The organism is Mucilaginibacter panaciglaebae (genome assembly GCF_039539265.1).
GTDB classification, from domain to species: domain Bacteria; phylum Bacteroidota; class Bacteroidia; order Sphingobacteriales; family Sphingobacteriaceae; genus Mucilaginibacter; species Mucilaginibacter panaciglaebae.
Genome location: NZ_BAABCV010000011.1, coordinates 149,236 through 168,553, shown reverse-complemented (window position 1 = coordinate 168,553; position 19,318 = coordinate 149,236). Strand labels below are relative to the sequence as shown.

The 19,318-nt window shown below is 39.1% G+C and carries 14 protein-coding genes; 5 read left to right on the top strand and 9 right to left on the bottom strand.

All coding sequences use genetic code 11. The features are described 5' to 3' along the window. Window positions 1–187: 187 nt before the first annotated feature. Together ABD772_RS15360 and ABD772_RS15355 are read right to left on the bottom strand one after the other, a co-directional pair. Entirely contained in the window at window positions 188–1,303 is a 1,116-nt protein-coding gene (locus tag ABD772_RS15360; protein WP_345106355.1) for a right-handed parallel beta-helix repeat-containing protein, read from the bottom strand. A gap of 581 nt (window positions 1,304–1,884) precedes the next feature. After that, window positions 1,885–3,705, bottom strand: a complete 1,821-nt coding sequence (locus tag ABD772_RS15355) for an MBG domain-containing protein (protein ID WP_345106352.1) — start codon at window positions 3,703–3,705, stop codon at window positions 1,885–1,887. A 303-nt stretch (window positions 3,706–4,008) separates the two neighbouring features. Between ABD772_RS15355 and ABD772_RS15350 the strand changes: the two genes are divergently transcribed. Further along, entirely contained in the window at window positions 4,009–4,356 is a 348-nt protein-coding gene (locus ABD772_RS15350) for a helix-turn-helix domain-containing protein (protein ID WP_345106350.1), read from the top strand. Window positions 4,357–4,380: 24 nt separating this feature from the next. Here ABD772_RS15350 and ABD772_RS15345 read toward each other — a convergent pair whose 3' ends face one another. The 3 genes from ABD772_RS15345 to ABD772_RS15335 form a co-directional block, all read right to left on the bottom strand. Next, the gene (locus ABD772_RS15345; protein ID WP_345106347.1) at window positions 4,381–5,760 is read right to left on the bottom strand and encodes an undecaprenyl-phosphate glucose phosphotransferase; all 1,380 of its coding nucleotides are present in this window, start codon (window positions 5,758–5,760) and stop codon (window positions 4,381–4,383) included. Between the two features lie 11 nt (window positions 5,761–5,771). Beyond that, window positions 5,772–6,584 carry a WecB/TagA/CpsF family glycosyltransferase gene (locus ABD772_RS15340; protein WP_345106344.1) on the bottom strand — a complete coding sequence of 271 codons (813 nt, stop codon included), beginning with the start codon at window positions 6,582–6,584 and terminating at the stop codon, window positions 5,772–5,774. A gap of 659 nt (window positions 6,585–7,243) precedes the next feature. After that, the gene (locus ABD772_RS15335) at window positions 7,244–7,411 is read right to left on the bottom strand and encodes a hypothetical protein (protein ID WP_345106341.1); all 168 of its coding nucleotides are present in this window, start codon (window positions 7,409–7,411) and stop codon (window positions 7,244–7,246) included. 254 nt (window positions 7,412–7,665) lie between these two features. On the opposite strand from ABD772_RS15335, the gene ABD772_RS15330 reads away from it, so the two are divergent. Both ABD772_RS15330 and ABD772_RS15325 read left to right on the top strand, forming a co-directional pair. Then, a complete protein-coding gene (locus tag ABD772_RS15330; RefSeq protein ID WP_345106338.1) occupies window positions 7,666–7,929 on the top strand; it encodes a hypothetical protein in 264 nt (87 codons plus the stop codon). A gap of 390 nt (window positions 7,930–8,319) precedes the next feature. Further along, window positions 8,320–9,681, top strand: coding sequence for a hypothetical protein (locus ABD772_RS15325; protein WP_345106336.1), 1,362 nt, complete (start codon window positions 8,320–8,322; stop codon window positions 9,679–9,681). Between the two features lie 125 nt (window positions 9,682–9,806). Here the strand turns inward: ABD772_RS15325 and ABD772_RS15320 are convergent, their stop codons facing one another. Continuing rightward, window positions 9,807–12,290: a TonB-dependent receptor gene (locus tag ABD772_RS15320; protein ID WP_345106333.1), complete on the bottom strand. Its 2,484-nt coding sequence runs from the start codon at window positions 12,288–12,290 to the stop codon at window positions 9,807–9,809. 163 nt (window positions 12,291–12,453) lie between these two features. Continuing rightward, window positions 12,454–12,900, bottom strand: coding sequence for a PepSY-like domain-containing protein (locus tag ABD772_RS15315; protein WP_345106330.1), 447 nt, complete (start codon window positions 12,898–12,900; stop codon window positions 12,454–12,456). Window positions 12,901–13,556: 656 nt separating this feature from the next. On the opposite strand from ABD772_RS15315, the gene ABD772_RS15310 reads away from it, so the two are divergent. Together ABD772_RS15310 and ABD772_RS15305 are read left to right on the top strand one after the other, a co-directional pair. Beyond that, the gene (locus ABD772_RS15310; RefSeq protein WP_345106364.1) at window positions 13,557–14,234 is read left to right on the top strand and encodes a response regulator transcription factor; all 678 of its coding nucleotides are present in this window, start codon (window positions 13,557–13,559) and stop codon (window positions 14,232–14,234) included. After that, the gene (locus ABD772_RS15305) at window positions 14,231–15,484 is read left to right on the top strand and encodes a sensor histidine kinase (protein ID WP_345106327.1); all 1,254 of its coding nucleotides are present in this window, start codon (window positions 14,231–14,233) and stop codon (window positions 15,482–15,484) included. The genes ABD772_RS15310 and ABD772_RS15305 overlap by 4 nt, the downstream gene beginning before the upstream one ends. A 60-nt stretch (window positions 15,485–15,544) precedes the next feature. Here ABD772_RS15305 and ABD772_RS15300 read toward each other — a convergent pair whose 3' ends face one another. Beyond that, window positions 15,545–18,097: a DUF5686 and carboxypeptidase-like regulatory domain-containing protein gene (locus tag ABD772_RS15300; RefSeq protein WP_345106324.1), complete on the bottom strand. Its 2,553-nt coding sequence runs from the start codon at window positions 18,095–18,097 to the stop codon at window positions 15,545–15,547. Between the two features lie 276 nt (window positions 18,098–18,373). Further along, window positions 18,374–19,318 carry a PorP/SprF family type IX secretion system membrane protein gene (locus tag ABD772_RS15295; protein ID WP_345106321.1) on the bottom strand — a complete coding sequence of 315 codons (945 nt, stop codon included), beginning with the start codon at window positions 19,316–19,318 and terminating at the stop codon, window positions 18,374–18,376.

Sequence of the window (19,318 nt, the reverse complement as noted above, 5' to 3'; positions counted from 1 at the left end):
TCTACCTGTTGCACAACCTGCAACTTAAAGGCAAGACTGTAATCGCGCTGACTGCGCCTGATAACTCGTTTTAAGTGTTTCTTCATAATAAGTCAACTTGGATGTCAACTTATTTCAGGACGGGACAGGGGCATAAAAAAAGGCAGCTAAATTTTTAGCTGCCTTTTTTTATGGAAAATTACTGTGCTTATTGTGCGGTAATCATAGTTGATGGCAGAACTGTTGGATTAACATCGGGTGTTCCCCAGCGATTGTTGTTCCATCCGTTAATTGTGCCGCAGTTGCCGCCATTCCAGCTTGAATTCTGATATCCGCCAGCGGCTGTAAAGTTTACCTGGTTATTACTGATAGTTATAATTGAACATCCCGCGCTTGATTCGTATTGGTTCCAGGCAAATATACCCACGTTAGTATACCATGCTTGTGCGCCGTAAATTTGATTGTTAACAATTGACATTTGTGTTCCTGAAGCTATTGCTATTCCGTATTGACCCGGGTTAATCAAAACGTTATCAGATGCAGTTTGGTAAGTGCCGCCATCATCGCCTAAGGCAATACCGCCGCCGCTTTTGCTTGGGCCACCACCGCGTATCCAATTGGCTTGGATCATAATTGGGTTTCCGGATACACCATTACTGCGATAAATGTTAATGGCATCCTCGGGATTGCTTTGGCCCATAACGTTCTCAAATCTGTTACCCAAAATTTTATTTCCGGGGCCATAACAATTGTTAAATTGAACAAACTGGCCGCGCGGTGCAGGGCCCCTCATGTTTAACATCTGGTTGCTGGCTACATATACACCAGTACTGGTTGATGCATAAACACCGGTTGAAACGTTATTGATGTAACAAAAATCTATGGTTACGTTGGTGCATTTAAACAAATAAATACCAACTGCGTCAACGTTTGTTCCGTTAACTAAACGGCATAAGGTAATATGCACATTAATAGCATTACTTATGCTTATAGCTGGTCCGGAACCGGCTGTTATTGATAATCCACTAATGGTAATGTTGTTAACACCATCATATTTAACAGGACCGCTTGGAGTATAAGTTGCGGAAGCAAATGTATTAGTATTAAGTGTTGCTGCAGAAGGAACTGTAAGGCCGGTTGTTGCAGCAGTTGCTCCGGTTATGCTCATGCTCTTGGTCGAGGTACCGGCGGTGTTAGATGCTGTAGCAGGAGGGGTTATTGATTCTTTAGTACATGATGAGGTAGAAAACACAAGCATTACAGACAAAAGTAGTATACATGACAAGCTTAAGTTTTTTACAAGTGGAGATTTTTTTAACTTCATTTCAGTGGTTTAATTTAATGGTTTGTTGTACAGTTATCACGATCCTGTGTACGGATTAAAATGCGTTTTTAAAATGTTTTTATTGTGCGACCAAAATATTTTCTCAAAAAAATATTTTTTTTAATTAAAATTTCTCTTTGGTTATTTTAATTATTTATAGGTTTTAAAACCATATTTTTAACGAAAGTATAAAAAAGCGACTATATATTAACTAAAAATAAAAATATATTTTTTCTTTGCCTCTGTAAAAAATCAGTTTGGTATGGTTTTTATATATGAAATCGCGTTTTTTGGCACGCCTGTGCCAATTTTACTGTACAATATATTAGTCAGTAACTTTGTTACAATTTTCTTCATAATTAAGAAATCTATCCGCAGCAGAGCGCCTAACTAAAGGAGAACTTTTAAATATTAAAAATTTGAAGATTATGATGTGATCCGGCTATTGTAATTTAACCAGATTAATAACTTGATAGCTGTATATTTTCAATAAATAAAATGCAAATAAGAGGATTGTATTTGGAATAACGACAGCCGGGGGTTGGCTTTAATAAAGTTATACCAAATTAATGCAGGAGAATTTACCTGATAATGGTAACATAGCCGGATAATAGTTTATTGATATTTTTTAAATCAATAACATAATAGTATACACCAGCCGGAAGTGCAGAGCCGTGGAAAGTTCCATCCCAGGGCGTGCCGTAGCTATTTGCATAAAATACATTTTGTCCAAAACGGTTGTATACGCTAACAGTGCAATCTTTATATGAATCAAGGAATGTTATGTGCCAGGTGTCGTTTATACTGTCGCCATTAGGGGTGAAAGCGTTGGGCACTGTATAAGATTTTATAACTACTAATGTTCCCGGTACATAAGTAATAGTGTAATCGGGACTTAAAGCACCGGATACTGTTATTGGGTAACTACCAGGTGTTGATATGTCTGTGGCGGTGGTGGATATAACAGGCAAGGTGGTCAATTGCTTAGGAGTATCACCATTTACCAATCCATTATAGGTGGCTGTTAATATCGGGTTTGGTTCGCCGTACTGTTTAATTTCATCATCGGCAATAATTGTTAGCGGCGCCGGAGCCACGATTATATTCCCCGGGGCATAAGTAATACTATAATTGAAAGGGTTGAAAGTTCCGCCTGTCGCGCCCGCTACAGTTACACAACCGCGGCAAGTACCAACATGCGCACTTGCGGCACCCGCTGTTCCGTAACCAACTGATACACTACTGATAGACTCGCCATTTTGCAAACCGGTGGATGTAAAGGTGGTAGATCCCGGTCCGCCTTGTAGTACAGCGCCATACGTTTTAGTAACATCATTAGCGGTAATGGTTAACGCGGCCGGCACCACCTTAATTCTTCCCGGCACATAGGTAATAGCATAATTATGATTTGTAAAAGTCCCTCCTGTTGCTGCAGCTATTGTCACGCAGTCAATATATGTTCCGGACGCATCGGTGGCTGCTGATCCTGTGCCATAGCCAATGGTTACAGTACCTACTGTCTCCCCATTTTGCAATCCAACTGTTGTAAACGCGGTAGAACCAGACCCTGCTGTAAGATTACTTCCATAAGTTTTGGTAACATCATCAGCTGTAATAATCAATGGTGCCGGATTTACAATAATATCTGCTCCCGCGTATGTTATATTATAATTGTTAGCCAAAAAAGTCCCCCCGGTGGCATTAGCAATCGCTACACACGATAAATAGGTTCCAACAGCGTCTGTTGGTTGCGCGCCGGTGCCATATCCTATTGTTGCGCTGCCGATAGTTTCTCCGTTTTGCAAACCAGTTGCTACGAAAGCTTTCGCCCCTGCGCTGCCGGCTAAAGTAGCCCCATACAATTTGCTAACATTGCTTGCAGTCACAGTTAAAGGGGCCCTGTCTACCCTACTGTTTGAAATAGCTACATTCACATTAGCTGCCCCTGTGCTTGTTAACACAATATCCCCCCCGTAGTTTCCGGCTGGCGTTGTTGCAGCTAATCTGATATAAATAGTAGTATTTGGAATATTACCAGCGCTACCAACAGTTAGTGTACTTGAAAATGTTGTTTTATCTGTACTTACCTCAAACCCGGAGGGCGGATTAACTTGTATTCCAGCCTGCATATTACTACCAGATATGGTAAAACTGGTCATTGCTGATGCCGCGCCATATGTAGTAGTTATAGAACTGGGCGCTCCATTTTCGTTGATCACAGGTGTTGCATAAGCAACATAAACGATATTTTTTGAGGTAGAAGATATTTGCCCTGATTTGAAAAATACCGGCTTGAGTTTGTGTTCTTTAGCTGGTAATCTACCCGCGGCCGCTTCGCTCATGTTAGGAAATATCACTAAAATAGCTATGGTGGTTATAAGTTGGAATAAATGTTTTGTCATATCCATGCCAGTAGTACAAGGATAACATCCCTAAAATAAAAAAGTTTATGCTGAGGTTGGCAACGATTAAAAACAAATTTATTGCCCCATTTATAATACAATAGGCCACTGAGCGTTAAATATGAAGCTAATTGCTTGATCATTCAGGAATATTTCCTTTAACTCCAATTTAATTTTGCTAAACCGATGGTTGGTTACGATATTTTTTTAAAGTTTTTTTAAAAAAATTATTTTAGATTTGATAGTATATTTAATTAACAGCTATTAAACAGATACACTCTCTGGATGAGTGATAGACATACAATGTTTGAAATTGGTAAAAAGATAAAAGCACTTCGTCAACAACGGGGCTGGTCTCAAAGTGATATCGCTGAATTATTGAACATTTCAGTACCGGCATTTTCTAAAATAGAATCAGATATTACAGATTTGAATATCTCCAGGTTAAAACAAATTGCCGATGTTTTTAACGTTCCTATAGTTGATTTGATTTCAGACCAAGCTAATCCAAGTCAAACTTTGCTGGACGAACTACAAGAGTCAAAGAATACGATAGCTGCCCAGGCTTTAAAGATTAGCCACTTACAAGAATACATTATTACACTTTATGAACAATTACATAAACATACACAAGATGTAATTAGCAGTTAATTACATCTTGTGTATGTTTTTTTATCAATAAGCATTCTTGTCGCCTTTAAAAGTAGCCGAAAGAGTTTGCAGCACTATTTGCATATCAAGCCAAAAATTCCAGTTTTCAATATACCAAAGGTCGTGTTCAACCCTTTTAATTAACTGCTCATCAACTTTGATCTCGCCGCGGTAACCGTTTACCTGAGCCCAACCGGTAAGACCCGGTTTAATAGAGTGACGTAGCATGTAACTACCATGCAGGCGAGAGTAATCTTCGGTGTGTTTTAACATATGTGGCCTTGATCCAACTACCGACATATCACCTGCGAGTACGTTAAAAAACTGTGGTAACTCATCAAGGTTTGTACGCCTTAAAAACTTCCCGATTTTTGTATATCTTGAGTCGTTTTGAGTTACCTGCATAGTATCTGCCATATCATTAACCTTTAAACTTCTAAATTTCAGGCATAAAAATGGTCGATTGTTCTTACCTGTACGGAATTGTTTAAAGAATACCGGGCCATCAGACTCCATCTTAATTAGTATCGCAATAATTGGTATAAGCCATGATAAAATAAAAACTATTACCAAAGAGCTGAAAACAACGTCAAAAATACGTTTCTGAAGTTGGCCTGAGATGTCGGCCAAGGGTTCAGGCTTAAGTGAAACAATAGGCAAATTACCGTCAAATTCAAAAGTGTATTTATATTTTGAATTGTTCCTGAATTGAGGAACAAATTTGAATTTTATAAAATTATTCTGTGCCTCGTCAGCTAATTGATATAGTTCAGGCATGTGATCTGGCGATATCACTGAATATATTTCTGAAATGTTATTATTTTTTGCATACGCCAGGCAATCATCTATATTGCCCAATAGCGGATATTTGCTATTAAACCCGTTTTCGGTATCATTGAAAAAACCTTTGATCTCGTAAAATATCTGTTTTTCCTCTAATTGTTCAATTAATGGTAGTGCACGCTGCACCTGCCCTATTACAACTACCCGTTTCCTGAAAACGCCTGTCCTGTCAATAAACTTAACTATACCTACCATCCCCACCCTGCTTAAAATCAGGAAAACACCGAACCATAGCACATCGTATACGATAAAGCTCATTGTGTCAGCAAAAAAATTCAGATCAAAGAAGAACCACGTTATAAGTGCAAAAAACACATAGGTTATTGTTGTTTGTTTAAGTAAGTCATATACTTTGTATATTTTATCATATTTATATATCCCGGCAACATGAGAACAGATAAGCCAAGCCATGTTGTTAAATACAATTAACAACGTATAAAAATGGGCCTGACTATTTACAATAAATCCAATATTGGTTATTAACAGAAAATGGATAATATTAAAAACAAGAAGATCGGGAAATAAAAAAGAAAACTTAGTTGAGTTGTGTTTCGGTTTCATATCGGAATAATTTAAGCAGCGTTGAATTTATCGTTTCTTAGTGAAGGTATTGTGATAACTGAGGGATTAGGACGTAAAGTGGCGGTAGACGCAGTATTATCGGTCTTGAATTTTTGTTGAACTAACTTGTAAGCGAAGACCGGCCCATAAACCATATATCTTTTATATAGCCTCCTTGGTTCAGCTACCATGCGGCCCATCCATTCCAGGCCAAGGTTAATCCAAACTTTATTTGGCCGTTTAACAGTGCCCGCGTAAAAATCAAAGACAGCCCCTATGGAGCAAATATATTTTGCGTTCAATAAGGCTTTGTTAGCAATAGCCCATTTCTCTTGCTTTGGGGCAGTCATCCCAACAAATAATACATCAGGATTTACTTCATTCACTCTGTCAATCATTTCCTGATTTTCTTCAGGTGTGAATTCTTTTTTAAATGGTGGTGAGTAAAAATGGCCTTTTATATTTGGATACTCCTTCTTTAGCCTTTTTTCAATTTTTTCAAGTGTAGCTGTTGATGACCCAAGGTAAAAGCAAGTTCCACCCTTAACATTCAGATCTTTTAATAAATGGTCATGTAGATCTGCGCCTGAAACCTTTTTAATCAGAGAGCCTTTCAGAAATTTCGCAGCGGCGACAATACCTACGCCGTCCGGCAACAAAATATCCGAATTTTTTAAAGCCTCTTTAAAATGGTTGTCATGTTCGGCCATGCAGTACGAATACTGATTAATCGTATTTATAACGGTCCGGTAATTTGTGGGTAGTTTTTCGAGGGTGTCTGCAAATATTTCGTATCCCAGGCAATTGCAAGTACTAGTGAACATTTCTGTAATTTTTTAGTGAGCTTAGTTAACTACAGAGTAATTTTTGGTAATAATTATTTCTATTTTTCTTGCGTTTAATTTAAAAATACACATTTTCCTCACACACTTAATCAAAACATTAAATTAAAATCAATTTGGGTAATTTTGTTTAATTATTATTTAATTATACTCCATCTTACCGTAGCAATTACAATAAACACGCCAAAATTTAACGCAAACGCTTTTTTATATAAATAATTATAATCAAAGGGTATTAAACTTAAATAAAAAGAAATTATTAACCAATGAATTACCTAAAAGAGCAAACACCGCATACTATAACAGACAGCAGAATACTACTGTGGGGTAATTTTGTATAGTTTTTAGTTAATTATTTTTCCAAAAATAGACACTCACATTTCATAGTATATTATTTGGAACCTGATAAAAATAAGTGAGCAGTTAAAGGAAGCGAGTATTGCAACTCAATAAGTTTAATTGATTGGCAATACGAAGAGATTACCAATATATCTAACAATGATTTCTGTTATTTAGGTCGGCGTGTGCTTGAATTTACAAAAATTTATACATTTTTTAATTTTTGCGTACATACAGATTAGCAAAAATTTATACATTTTTATTTTTACTTACATAGGATTAGTTCTCAATTAGACTGCACGCTAATGCCAGTCATCTGGCGGGTCCATATAAAGCATAAAAGTTAACCACCCAAAAACTACAATTACGCTAAATACAATAATAGCGATAATAGTATGAAGCCATAAAGCCCAACCTATTATTATAAGCATTAAGGTTAATAATGCTGCTCTTCCTATTGCTTTTAACATACCACCAATATATTTAAAATATCAGCAAAATTAAAATGCGGGAAAAATCTTTTAAAAGATATTTTATCTTTTTGTCTTTGTTCGGCAGACTTTTTGTTTAAAGGTAAACGCATGTCTTTATTAACGACACTTATTGTGGTTATTAATACAGAAATGTAGGTTAAGGTTATGAAGGCATTACCAATATTGGTTATATCCCACTACCCGACGCTAAATAACAGATACTAAGATTTATAAAGAACATCTTAACAAAAATGGAAAACGTTGAAATTGTAAAGTGTTATTGTTTTAATCCATTATGCAAAAGTTCAATTTTTGCGCTGAATAAAAATATCACTATCTGGGAACCGCTTGAGCGGGTATTATCTGAGCCGATACACTGTAAAGATTGTCATACAGTTTTAATTTCGAAACCTGTCTTGGAGATTAAAATACAAGTAGATAACTGCCTTCTTTACAGACCTGCAGGAATGGAGCCAAGGGTGATTACTAAAGATCGTTTTTTTATGACTATTTAATATAATACCAGTATAATAATACCAGGACTAAAAAGTATTATTCTTGCACATTGTATTAATATCGTTTAAGCATAGGTATCTGTCCAAGGCTGTTAAGTATATATATCTTATTGAATAGTCGTTTTTTATACCACTCCTCCGCCCGGTTTATTTATGATAAATACCACCTTGGTTGCTACAATTAATACATACTACTATCCATATCAGCGCCATTGAAACGCCAGTAGTTAAATTTAACTATTGGTTACTTTATTTGCACCTTAAAAGAAAATATAAATTCAAACTTAGGTATAGGCTTAGTTACATATGGTAATATATTTTATCTTTTTTTTTTAGTCAGAGTGAAAACTAATTTCATTTAAAGTAGTTTCATTATAAAACAAATCAGCTATGAAAACTACTTTTTTACTTCCGATCTTCGCGGCTGTTGTCTTTTTTTCGTGTAAAAAAGACAACCTACCCCACACCAGCAATGATACTCAGTTAGATACATTGCAGGGAACTATATCAACTAATACCACATTAAGTGCTAACAAAAATTACTTTTTAAAGGGTAAAGTATTTGTTAAAAACAATGCCACACTTACTATACCCGCCGGTGTTACTGTTTTTGCACAGGTAAACGACCTTGCTGATAATAAAAGTGCATTGATAATTACACAAGGCTCAAAAATTAATATTGCCGGTACGGCCACTAATCCGGTTGTATTTACATCAGCAGCTACCAATAAAAAACAAGGAGATTGGGGTGCAATAATAATACTTGGGAATGCACCTACCAATGTAGGAACCGGCCATGTGGAAGGTTTATCGGTATCTAACGATACGCAATACGGCGGAACTGTGTCAACCGATAACTCGGGATCTATTAATTACCTGCGCATAGAATATAGCGGTGGTATAAATCCGCCGGCTGAGGACGAGTGGATTGTAGATAAGGCCAGCGGTTTGTGCCTGGCAGGTGTTGGGTCAGGGACGCACATTGACAATGTAATGGTGACACATTCAAACGATGATGGCTTTCAATTTGTTGGCGGTACAGTGAATGCAACGCATCTGATAGCTTTTAATAATGGTGACGATGATTTTGATTTCGACTTAGGCTATGAAGGAAATTTGCAATTCTTAATAGCTTACCGCACCCAGGCATCATCACAAGCATTGCGTGCTAACGGGGTTGAAAGTTATAATGATGAAGTACCAACTACCAATACACCGCTTACACGCCCCGTAATTTCTAACATGACAATCATTGGTCCTCAAGGAATCGAATCAGTCAAGACAAATATTAACCAGGGCGTTTACATGCGTAAAGGTACACGCCTGGCTTTTAGAAATTCAATCGTTGCTGAATATAGCCAGGGGGCTTTTATGGTTTGCCCAAGAACAAGACCAGTGATATTAAACAATGACTGGGCCGAATTCAGGTATAACTTAGTACAGTCTGATAGTGCGGATCGTACATTTTCATATGATACAAACACATCGGTAATTCCAGACCCTGAGTTAGCAGCATTTGAAACAAACAGCGTAAATAAAAATGTATTACTAATATCATCTGTCGATTTTAAGTTGACAAACCTCTATAATTCCGTACCTGATTTAACACCAGGCAGCGGATCCCCAGCCTTAACAGGCGCCGATTTTACAGGTGTAGATTTTTCTTCAGCCTTTTTTGTAAAAACAGCCTATCGTGGGGCTATTGGATCAACAAATTGGGCAGCATCAAGCAACTGGGCCACTTGGAAATAAACAATGCTCAATTAGCAACAACATAAAAAGGGATGCCCAAATGGGCATCCCTTTTTATGTTCAGGAAGTGGGTATCTACTTTGGAAAAAGCTTTGGTCAAACGAATACATGCTTTCCATTAGCCATTAGTAAGATTCAGTATTTCGAATCCCTTTTTTTTGACCATTATTGAGGGGGAATATCTGTTGATTTTCTTTATTATCTTCTTCCTTTTTAAACTCCAACTTACCAAACTTATAGCTCAGCGTAACCCCAAAGGAGCGATAAGGTGTTTGGCGGAGATTAGATTGTTCAAAATTAGCGCCATGCGTCGTGGTGGTTTGACTAACGTATTGGGCAAATGGGTTTGCCGCAGTTATCCCGATGCTTGCGTTTTTATTAAGGAATTGCTTACGCAATGCTATATTGTAAAATCCGAAACCGGGACGAGTGCCCTGTAGGTTCTTCTGACTGGAGTTATAATTACCAAATACTTCTGCCATTAAGTCGCCGGGAAACTTATAACTGGCATTGAGGTTTAGACGGTAAGCAAAACCAGTTACACTGGCTAAGCCAGGGGTACTATTTGTGCGCTCTCCTAACTGTACATTAGACCGGAAAACGAATTTCCCGGCAGGTACCGAACCAAACAAGTTCAATCCAACACCAGTCTGGGAGCCGATATTATACCGCTGAGTCAAGGTCACGTTTGTATAGTCAGTCCCTCCGATGTTAATTGATGGATAAAAGGTACTGAATGCCTGCATGTCATCAGTGTTGTAGCGGTAAAATGCTGAAGCCATGAAATTGCTGCCGTCCTGAAATGACTTATTATAAACGAGCTCATAATTATGGCCAATCTCCGGTTTCAAATTCGGGTTGCCTGTGCTGATATTATGAGGGTCGCTGATATTATAAAATGGATTAAGATCGCCATAATCGGGTCTTTCTATGCGGTACGAGTATGCAAATTTGATAGACTGTGACTTATCCAGCTTATGCGAAAGGACAAATGACGGGGCCCAGGTATTGTAACCGGGTATATTTGTGCCAGGGAAGTCTGCCCACGTAGCGGTACGCTCATACCGCATACCGGCTTTGCCATCAAAAAAATCAAGTAGTTTAAAAGTTCCTGATAAATAGACGGCGTAAACTTTTCTGCTATAGTTAAACCCATAAGTTTGCAATGGGTTATTTTCATAAGCGCCATTACCGAGCAAGGTATCAGTGATAATATTATTTTTAAGAGATTCGAGCGTAACCTTCGCACCGGTTTCTAGTTGAAAATTATCGCTAACCGGATCAGTGTAATCAACTGCGATTTCGGTTTCGTGGTCATGTCCTGGATTATTGCTAATAACGCCTTGGGACTGGTTGCCACTGGACAAGTAATTTTGCTCCTGTGTAGCGTAAGAACTGTGGGTTTCATAACTTGACGTATACAACACCTCTAATTCCTGTCCATCTTTTTTAAATGTCTTTTTATAGTCAAGACTCCAATCCGCAGAAGTCGAGCTGGAATTACTCACCGAATTTCGAAGGCTAAGCAGATTGCTGAATAACGCTCCTGCAGGCGATAGGGTTTGTTGTTGCTGATCAGTGCGTCCGTCGCCCCTATTGCTAAATCGATCCAAACCAACGGCGCCAATTATATTGTCGTGTTTACTTATATCCCACTGGAAGTTCAGCCCGCTCTCGTATCCCAGGCGTTTGTATCCGCCATATCCGTTTTGCAGTAATGTGGTAATGGTATCGCGGCTGTTATTATACGATCTCCGATTATTAGCGGTGTACATTCGCGTATTTAACTGTTCGTTGCCGCTGAAAAATAAGCCAGCACCGAAATTGTTCTTTTTAACATTCAAGTTAATCGAACCATTTTCCAGACGTGTGCCGGCAGACAAGTTAAAAGAACCATTCATACCCTGGACTTTGTTGTCTTTTAAAACAATGTTGATAATGCCACCAGTACCTGAGGCATCGTATTTCGCACCTGGGCTGGTAATTACTTCTATGCTTTTAATCTGACTCGCAGGTATAGATTGCAGTGCATCGGCCAAACTTGCACCAAATATACTGGAAGGCTTGCCGTTGATAAGAAAGCGAATTGCTGAGCTGCCTTGCAGTTCTACATTTCCGTCGATATCCACGCTTATCTGCGGTACTTTTTTGAGCACATCGATGGCTACACCGCCCTGCGCTGTCAGGTCATTGGCGGCATTGTACACCATTTTGTCGATTTTATTTTCAACAGTGGGAGCTGTAGAAACTACGGTTACCCCTTTTAGCGCGGTTTGCAAGGCTGCAAGTTTAATCAGACCCAATTTCGTATTTCCGCCTTTGACGTTAACATTTTCAATCGTGTCCTTTTTATATCCCAGGAAATCTATAGTTACACGATAAGCGCCATCCGGGATGTCATTAACGCTAAAATTGCCGTTTACGTCAGAGCTGATGCCGTTAAAAGGACTGTTGCTTCCCGGCTTAAAGACACTGATTGTCGCATAGTCCACCGGCGAGCCATTAGCGGCATCTGTCACTTTCCCGGTGATTTTTCCTTTAGCTGATTGCGCACTAGCCGTTCTTAAAAGACCAAGAAACAGGACTAGTAAACATAAATTTCGTAACATTCGCTTCATGCAGCAAAAATGTCGCCTAATTCTGGATAAAGTTTGGAAGCCACAAAAAATAATTAACAATTACGTTACATGGAAAATAGATCATAGTTGCCGCATTTGCTGGAGCTGCAAAACAACAAAGCCTGCAAATTGCAGGCTTTGTTTCTAGCTTGGATTAATCGTTTTCTTTTCCGGCTTTGACAAAGCTGCCTTTTTTGTCAAAAACAACTACTACGCCTTTAACTTCTGCCTCGAAGGTGATTTTGCCGGCAGCATCAACCACCCTGCCAGCTTCACTAACTTTTTTCCCAGAATAGTGGCTTTTCAAATAAGCAGTCGCTGCAGCAGGTAAAGCTGTGGCGCTGACCGCCTCTACCTGTTCTACAAAAGCCCCGGTTGGTGTGAATACGACGGACATATCCTCTCCTGATTTGCCACCCCAGTTAGCTTCGTAATTTCCTTTTTCTTTTTCCCAGGTCACATTTGCTGCTTGCGGATATTTACTTTTAAGAGCAGAAGCCACAGCTGAGGGAACCAAGCTGCTTTTAACTTTTTGTGCAAGGGCCGCAGTACTTATTAACATGGCTGCAGCCGTTGTGTAGACGAATGATCTTGTTTTCATAACATTAATTTTTTATACAATCATAAATGGCGATTTTGATTTTATTTAGGACAAAATCTATGTAAATCCTGAATTAATGAACTTTCATTTTAAACCAGTGATTTAGCATGAACGTCACAAAAGCAACCGGCACCTAATACCGCGCTGCCCAATACATTACCAAGATAATGCCGCAAGTAAAGCGTGGAATAGCCATTTTGGTGTTACGTAAGAATGATGGCATTATGATCTACCATTCTGAAACTGAGGCTCAGTGAGGTAGCGGTGTCGCAAGCCGTCGAGGCATCACCTGAGGGCAGGGATAATCCCTTTGTGATCTTTGCCGCCAAACAACTCCGGATGCGCGATAAATAATATCTTTCAGCGTTACTGCCCAGCGTAAAAACATAATCAGCATTTAATATACGATGCCAGAAACCGTCGCCACCAGAGGGTTAGCCATTAATTTGTTATAAAGACGGAAATTAATTTGTTGTGCTTTTGTTACAAAAGAAGCGAACAAAATAATTAAAATGGTAATGTATTTTTGAGTTCGCATCAGCGACTGACAAAGCTAAATCTGTGTTTTTTAGAACTATCTATGTAGAATTCATCATGTTAAGCAACAGCATTTGCACAAAATTTATACAGAATTAATGATGAGCTTTGAAACTATTGTGAAAATTCTTGTTATAGAAGACGAACCTGGTTTGCGTGATAGTATTCGGGACTATTTTGCAGAAAGCGGAAACATCTGCGAAACGGCTAGCGAGTACGAAACCGCTTTGCAAAAAATAAATGTGTACCGTTACGATTGTATCTTGCTTGACATTACCCTGCCGAATGGCAGTGGCCTGGATATTTTGGAAGCCCTAAAAGCGAACCATCATCCTGACGGTGTTTTAATTATTTCGGCGAAGAACTCGTTGGATGACCGTCTACGGGGACTGGATCTCGGGGCAGACGATTACCTTACTAAACCCTTTCATTTGTCGGAATTAAAAGCGCGGGTAATGGCAATTGTGCGCAGAAAGTCTTTTAATGGTAACAGGGAGATCATTTTTCGTGAAATTACTATTGATCTGCTGGCTAAGCAGGTAAACGTCTTTGGAGTCTCGATCAAACTGACTAAAAAGGAATATGCACTACTTCTGTACTTTGTGGCCAATAAAGGTAAGGTCATTTCTAAAAACGCTATTGCTGAACATTTGTGGGGTGATGAGATAGATATTTCTGATAACTTTGATTTTATATACTCGCATATTAAAAACCTTCGCAAAAAACTAATAGAAGCCGGCAGCGGAGATTATATTCAATCCACCTATGGCATGGGTTATAAATTTCGTGACCATTGAAATTACTTGATCGCTATAACAGCCTAAGCTTACTCACTACCATCCTGGTTATCGTCGTAACCGGCGTTATCTATTATTTTTCGATCAGCTATATTTTAACAGGGCAAGTTGACAAAGACCTTGAGGTGGAGGAAAATGAAATCTTTGAGTATGTAAAGCTGAACCATGCCCTGCCTCAAGTGTTTAAGTCAGACGACCTGATCATTCATTTTACGCCAATTGGAGGCCACGGGGTTACACGACGATTTTCAGATTGCCGTTTTTTTGATGCTCATGAACGCGATGAAGAATCTGGCCGAACGCTGACCAGTTCAGTAATGGTGGGACAGCAGCTTTACCGCATAGAAATTACCGAGTCGAAGGTTGAGACTGAAGATCTGATACGGATGATTTTTTTCATAACGCTGGGAATCGTTTTCGTTTTGCTGACTGTCCTGCTACTGATTAACAGATTGGTTATGAGAAGGCTTTGGCAGCCGTTTTATCGGATTCTTAAAGCCATCAAGCTTTTCAACCTGGCCGACCGAAATGGCATAGACCCGGTAAATAGTCATATTGATGAATTTCGCGATCTTAACCTGGAGGTAACAGCTATGTCTCAACGGGTACTTCAGGATTATAGATCTCTGAAAGCATTTGTTGAAAACGCTGCACACGAACTTATGACGCCATTGGCTGTAATTAACTCCAAGTTAGACACACTAATGCAGGTTGGTGAAATGAACGATAAGCAAGGACTGCTTATCAGCGAGGTTTATCATACTGTAGGAAAGCTAAAGAAGTTAAATCGGTCAATGCTCATGTTATCCAGGATTGAAAATAAGCTGATTGCAGAACGCGAAGAAATTGACCTATGCCAATTTATACAAGACATGGTCAATGAGTTTCAGGAACTACTTGCTGACCGCGGGATTGTCATTTCGGAAGGTTTAAAGCCTTGCCGTATTAAAATCAACCGCGATCTATTGATGATTATCCTAAATAACCTGATGGGGAATGCCATTCAACATAATTGCAAACAAGGTAAAATAGTTATTCAACTGGATCAGCAAGGTTTTAGTTTCTGCAATACCGGTGCTCCTGTACCGCTCAATGAAAAGCAAATACTACAACGATTTTATAAATCGCCGGAATCTGAAGGCAGCGGCCTGGGCCTAACACTGATTAAAGAAATCTGTGATAGTTACGGTTTTTCCTTTCGGTATGCCTTTCGAAACAATATGCATTGCTTCGATATATCCGGTATATAAAAAGGCCTGTTGAAATAAGTATTAATCAAGCCTTGTCCGAAAGTGATTATCAATGAAGGATCAAAAATCCGGGCTAAAGCTTAATTTAACGCTATAAGAAGATATACCCGGATGATCGAGGTAATTCAATCTTTTGATTAGGTCGATCCTAAGGAATTTAAAGATATTACCAATACCGGCACCAACTTCTGTATAAGGTGTATGGCCTAAGGCATAGGTACCATAGGCTCCATTTGATGCAGCTGGAAAACGATACAAACCGGATGTTTTTGCGGGATTGTTTTCATCGCGCAGTCCCCCATACAAAAACTTAAAGGATAGATATTCCCGCCATTTCAGATGATTGATCAATGGAACCTTATTCAGAAAGAATCCATTAAAACTTTGGGTGAAATTTAAGCCCATATAATGATCGCTAACAAATTCAAGATAATACATTTTATTATAGGCATCCGCTTTGTAAGCGACAGATTGATTAGCCGGGCTGATATTCAATAAAGGGAAGGGTACCCTACCAGCAATCAGGCTGCCTGTTAAGGTAACATCTCCGTACCCCAATTGTGACATATAAAATCGCTTGTAAATACTGGCATCAAACCGGGTATATTGGTAGTCGCCCCTAAGTCTGCCGTTTAGTGCCTGGGTAATTTGCAAATTGTATATCGGGTATTTACTATGAATAGTATGCCGGTCGCGGGTGCCCTGAATGATCTGCTCATGTGCAACATACCGTAGGGCCAATGTGAGTTCATTGGTGGTTAGGGCAGGCACCAAGCTATTGGCCAGATCATTTCTTTGAAAAAGCAAGGTGCCGGCGGGCCGTTGATTCCAGTTCCGAAAGCCCAGGTTATAAGAGAAATGATTATCGAATTCCTTTACATAAGCCAATGAATAGATACGGTCATAAAGCCAGTAATTGGTTGAACCACTTTGAAATGAGTTGAGTGCAGCTTGTGAACTGTTGGCTGCAAAGCTTTGCCCCGGAATGTCCACATCATAAAGGTAGCCAACCTTAAAATAATGATTAGGATAGCGGTAATAAGGTGTTTTGTTTAAAGAGAAGTAAGTATTAAGTTCATACATAAATTGTTTATCTCTCGTGCCATAACCTAAAGAACCGTCAAGGTAAATAGTTTGGTTGAATTTAGGTGTCGTTCTTCCGCCCAGTTGAAAACGGGCGCCTTCCTGGGTATTATGCGAAAAAAGAGAACCCACCGGACCCGCCTGTATAGGTCCGAGGTCCGCAAAATCGCCAGTGATGGTAGCCGCTATCCAGGTAGCCGTCTTAAACGAGCGCATATTCTGAAGCCGGTTAATGCGTGCATAAGTACCCGCCTCTCGGGCGGTTAGGGTATCTGTACGATGTCTGGTCCAATAGCCGGTATCGGCTTTACTGAAATTAACAGCGGTTTGAATGCTTTTGCCCCGATAAAAGCTTTCAGGTTGTGGTGTGTTCAGCACATAATTGGAGTAGATCACCGTTCGCTCACCGAATACACTCATCCCTTTATCTCTTATTAAACTAAAGTCGGCGGCTACGTTACTTTTAGTTAGGTAATAACGACCATCAGCATGTGGCTGAAAATCCAATGTAACCTTCAGGCTGCGCATAAAATTAATATTGATCTGTTTATTTACATTCAGTTCGCAAGACTGTACTGCATAACGTCCGTCCAGCGTTACCAATAGCCTGCCTTCAAATAAAAGATCGCCTTTATTACGTGGTGTAAAGCTAAGCGCTATCAGCTTGCCATGGTCTGTTTGCAATGTATCTGTTATAAAAAATTTATAATAGTTGGGCGCATGGTCAGCAATAGGACTTAAAAACTGATTGACGATAATGAAGATATTGTTATCATAAATATCAATGTGATTTCCATAAAGCCGGTTCAGGTAGATATCTATACCTGCGGTATCGACAAATTTTATGATATTGATACTCTTTTCGGCCTGGAGTATTTGTATAGTCTTTTCGGGGGTTTTTCGATAGAAATACCTGGATAGCTTTTCGCTCAAGTACCCGGGGAGAGAAGTTTGTTTTTGATTGTTAATTATAGTGGTCGTATCCAGCATGAATTGGTATTTCCTAAAAAATTTACTGTTGATCAATTTCTTCGAAAGATTAAACAATGACAAACCAATACGTTCATATTCATTGTATTGAACATAATCAGCGCTTTCCATCCGGTTTTGCGCTTTATGATCGATTACCTGCTGGATCAACTCGACCGCTGGATTGCCCTTATTGCTATATTTCACATGCTTTCCTGAAACAATATTCACCTCACTTAGCTGTGTTTTGCTGGTTATTAGTTTAACTGAAACTTTATTAACCTGACCGGGGAGGATAGCTTTCGATACCGGTTTATAACCTACAAAACTAAAAGAAACTTGTTTGAATGCCCCGGCAGCGCTTAAGGAAAATTGCCCCGATTTATCAGTAGTGGTGCCATGGCTGCTACCTGGAAAACCGACATTGATATATTGTAAAGGTTGACCGGAAATCTGGTCGGTAACTTTACCGGTAACTGTTGTTCTGACGACGCCCTCCGGCAAAGTTTGCGCGGCCGCTAACTGTGAAAATAATAACAGGCATAGCCAGGTTATATTCATCAGCGAAATCAACCGATGTTTATATTTACAAAAATTAATAGTAATGGCTAGATGATAAATAATAAATAACATATTTATTTATTAACCATCTATTATTATTTAAGTTTATAATAATCAACGGAATGTTATGTTGCTATTTATTAATGAACTATAGCCGACTAATGCCATGGTGGCAGACTTTTTTCAAAACAGGGTTGAAAAGAAAAAGGTTGCCTGAGAGCAACCCTTTTCTTTTTTAGTCCTTTGTAACTAAAAGACTGAGCAGCCTTTCATTGATCATTTTGAGTTGTTAAATAAATGTAATTTTAGTCCTAACTCAAAAGAACCGGTGGTATAGTTGCTTAAGCTACCTGTTTCAAAATCATAGTTAAAAAAAAGTGCGTAGGCGCGCTGATCAAGACCGATACCTACGCCCACACTCTCGCTGGTATGATAAACGCCTTGCAGGAATATCCCATTATTATTCATAGCAAAGTTGAAACCAGCATCGACTATGTCTTTATAACCTTTTACTTTACGGTAGGCGACCAATGGGCTCAACGTCATACTGTTCACCGCTGTAGTAATATCGAATTTATAACTAACAAGGGTAATAAAAAGCAAACGATCGGCATCAAAACGTTGATCTGATTCCTTAAAAAATATTGTTTTCAAATTAGGCAAGCCGCCACTGACTGTTAACCGTTCACCTGTATAAGCCGCGCCAAAGTCACCATCCACATAAGCTTTTAGCTGATTATACTGCGCAATTTGCGCATCAGTCAGGTCCCCATTAACTTTGTTATAATCCACACGAGCGTCATTTACACCCAATGATAAACCAAAACTTAACTTATCATTTCTATCGTTTAACGGCAAATGGTATGCATAACTACCCATTATACGGGTTTGTCTGATAATCCCAATCTGATCGTCGTTCACATTCAGGCCAACGCCTACCCTATTTGCAGGTTGAAAGTCAGCAGTAAACAGTGTCGTCTTAGGCGAGCCGGGAAGGTTACTCCATTGCTGACGAAAACCGATATTCAGGTTTAATCCCTGATTCAACCCAGCCATGGCAGGGTTATATTGATATGGGTTCTGGAAGTAAATCTGCTGAAAAGGATTTAACTGTGCCTTTGCATCGTAGCTGCAAAGGGCGATAATAAGTACAATTAGTGATGTACGGAGAATTGATGATATATAACGTATGTTCATGCCTTGATAGTCTTTCTTTATCAT

Excerpts from the sequence above, each read along its gene's own strand:
- ABD772_RS15320 (WP_345106333.1), bottom strand. The coding sequence starts at position 12,290 with ATGTTACGAAATTTATGTTTACTAGTCCTGTTTCTTGGTCTTTTAAGA.
- ABD772_RS15315 (WP_345106330.1), bottom strand. The coding sequence starts at position 12,900 with ATGAAAACAAGATCATTCGTCTACACAACGGCTGCAGCCATGTTAATA.
- ABD772_RS15335 (WP_345106341.1), bottom strand. The coding sequence starts at position 7,411 with ATGTTAAAAGCAATAGGAAGAGCAGCATTATTAACCTTAATGCTTATA.
- ABD772_RS15360 (WP_345106355.1), bottom strand. The coding sequence starts at position 1,303 with ATGAAGTTAAAAAAATCTCCACTTGTAAAAAACTTAAGCTTGTCATGT.
- ABD772_RS15325 (WP_345106336.1), top strand. The coding sequence starts at position 8,320 with ATGAAAACTACTTTTTTACTTCCGATCTTCGCGGCTGTTGTCTTTTTT.
- ABD772_RS15340 (WP_345106344.1), bottom strand. The coding sequence starts at position 6,584 with ATGTTCACTAGTACTTGCAATTGCCTGGGATACGAAATATTTGCAGAC.
- ABD772_RS15295 (WP_345106321.1), bottom strand. The coding sequence starts at position 19,318 with ATGATAAAGAAAGACTATCAAGGCATGAACATACGTTATATATCATCA.
- ABD772_RS15355 (WP_345106352.1), bottom strand. The coding sequence starts at position 3,705 with ATGACAAAACATTTATTCCAACTTATAACCACCATAGCTATTTTAGTG.
- ABD772_RS15330 (WP_345106338.1), top strand. The coding sequence starts at position 7,666 with ATGGAAAACGTTGAAATTGTAAAGTGTTATTGTTTTAATCCATTATGC.
- ABD772_RS15300 (WP_345106324.1), bottom strand. The coding sequence starts at position 18,097 with ATGAATATAACCTGGCTATGCCTGTTATTATTTTCACAGTTAGCGGCC.
- ABD772_RS15350 (WP_345106350.1), top strand. The coding sequence starts at position 4,009 with ATGTTTGAAATTGGTAAAAAGATAAAAGCACTTCGTCAACAACGGGGC.
- ABD772_RS15345 (WP_345106347.1), bottom strand. The coding sequence starts at position 5,760 with ATGAAACCGAAACACAACTCAACTAAGTTTTCTTTTTTATTTCCCGAT.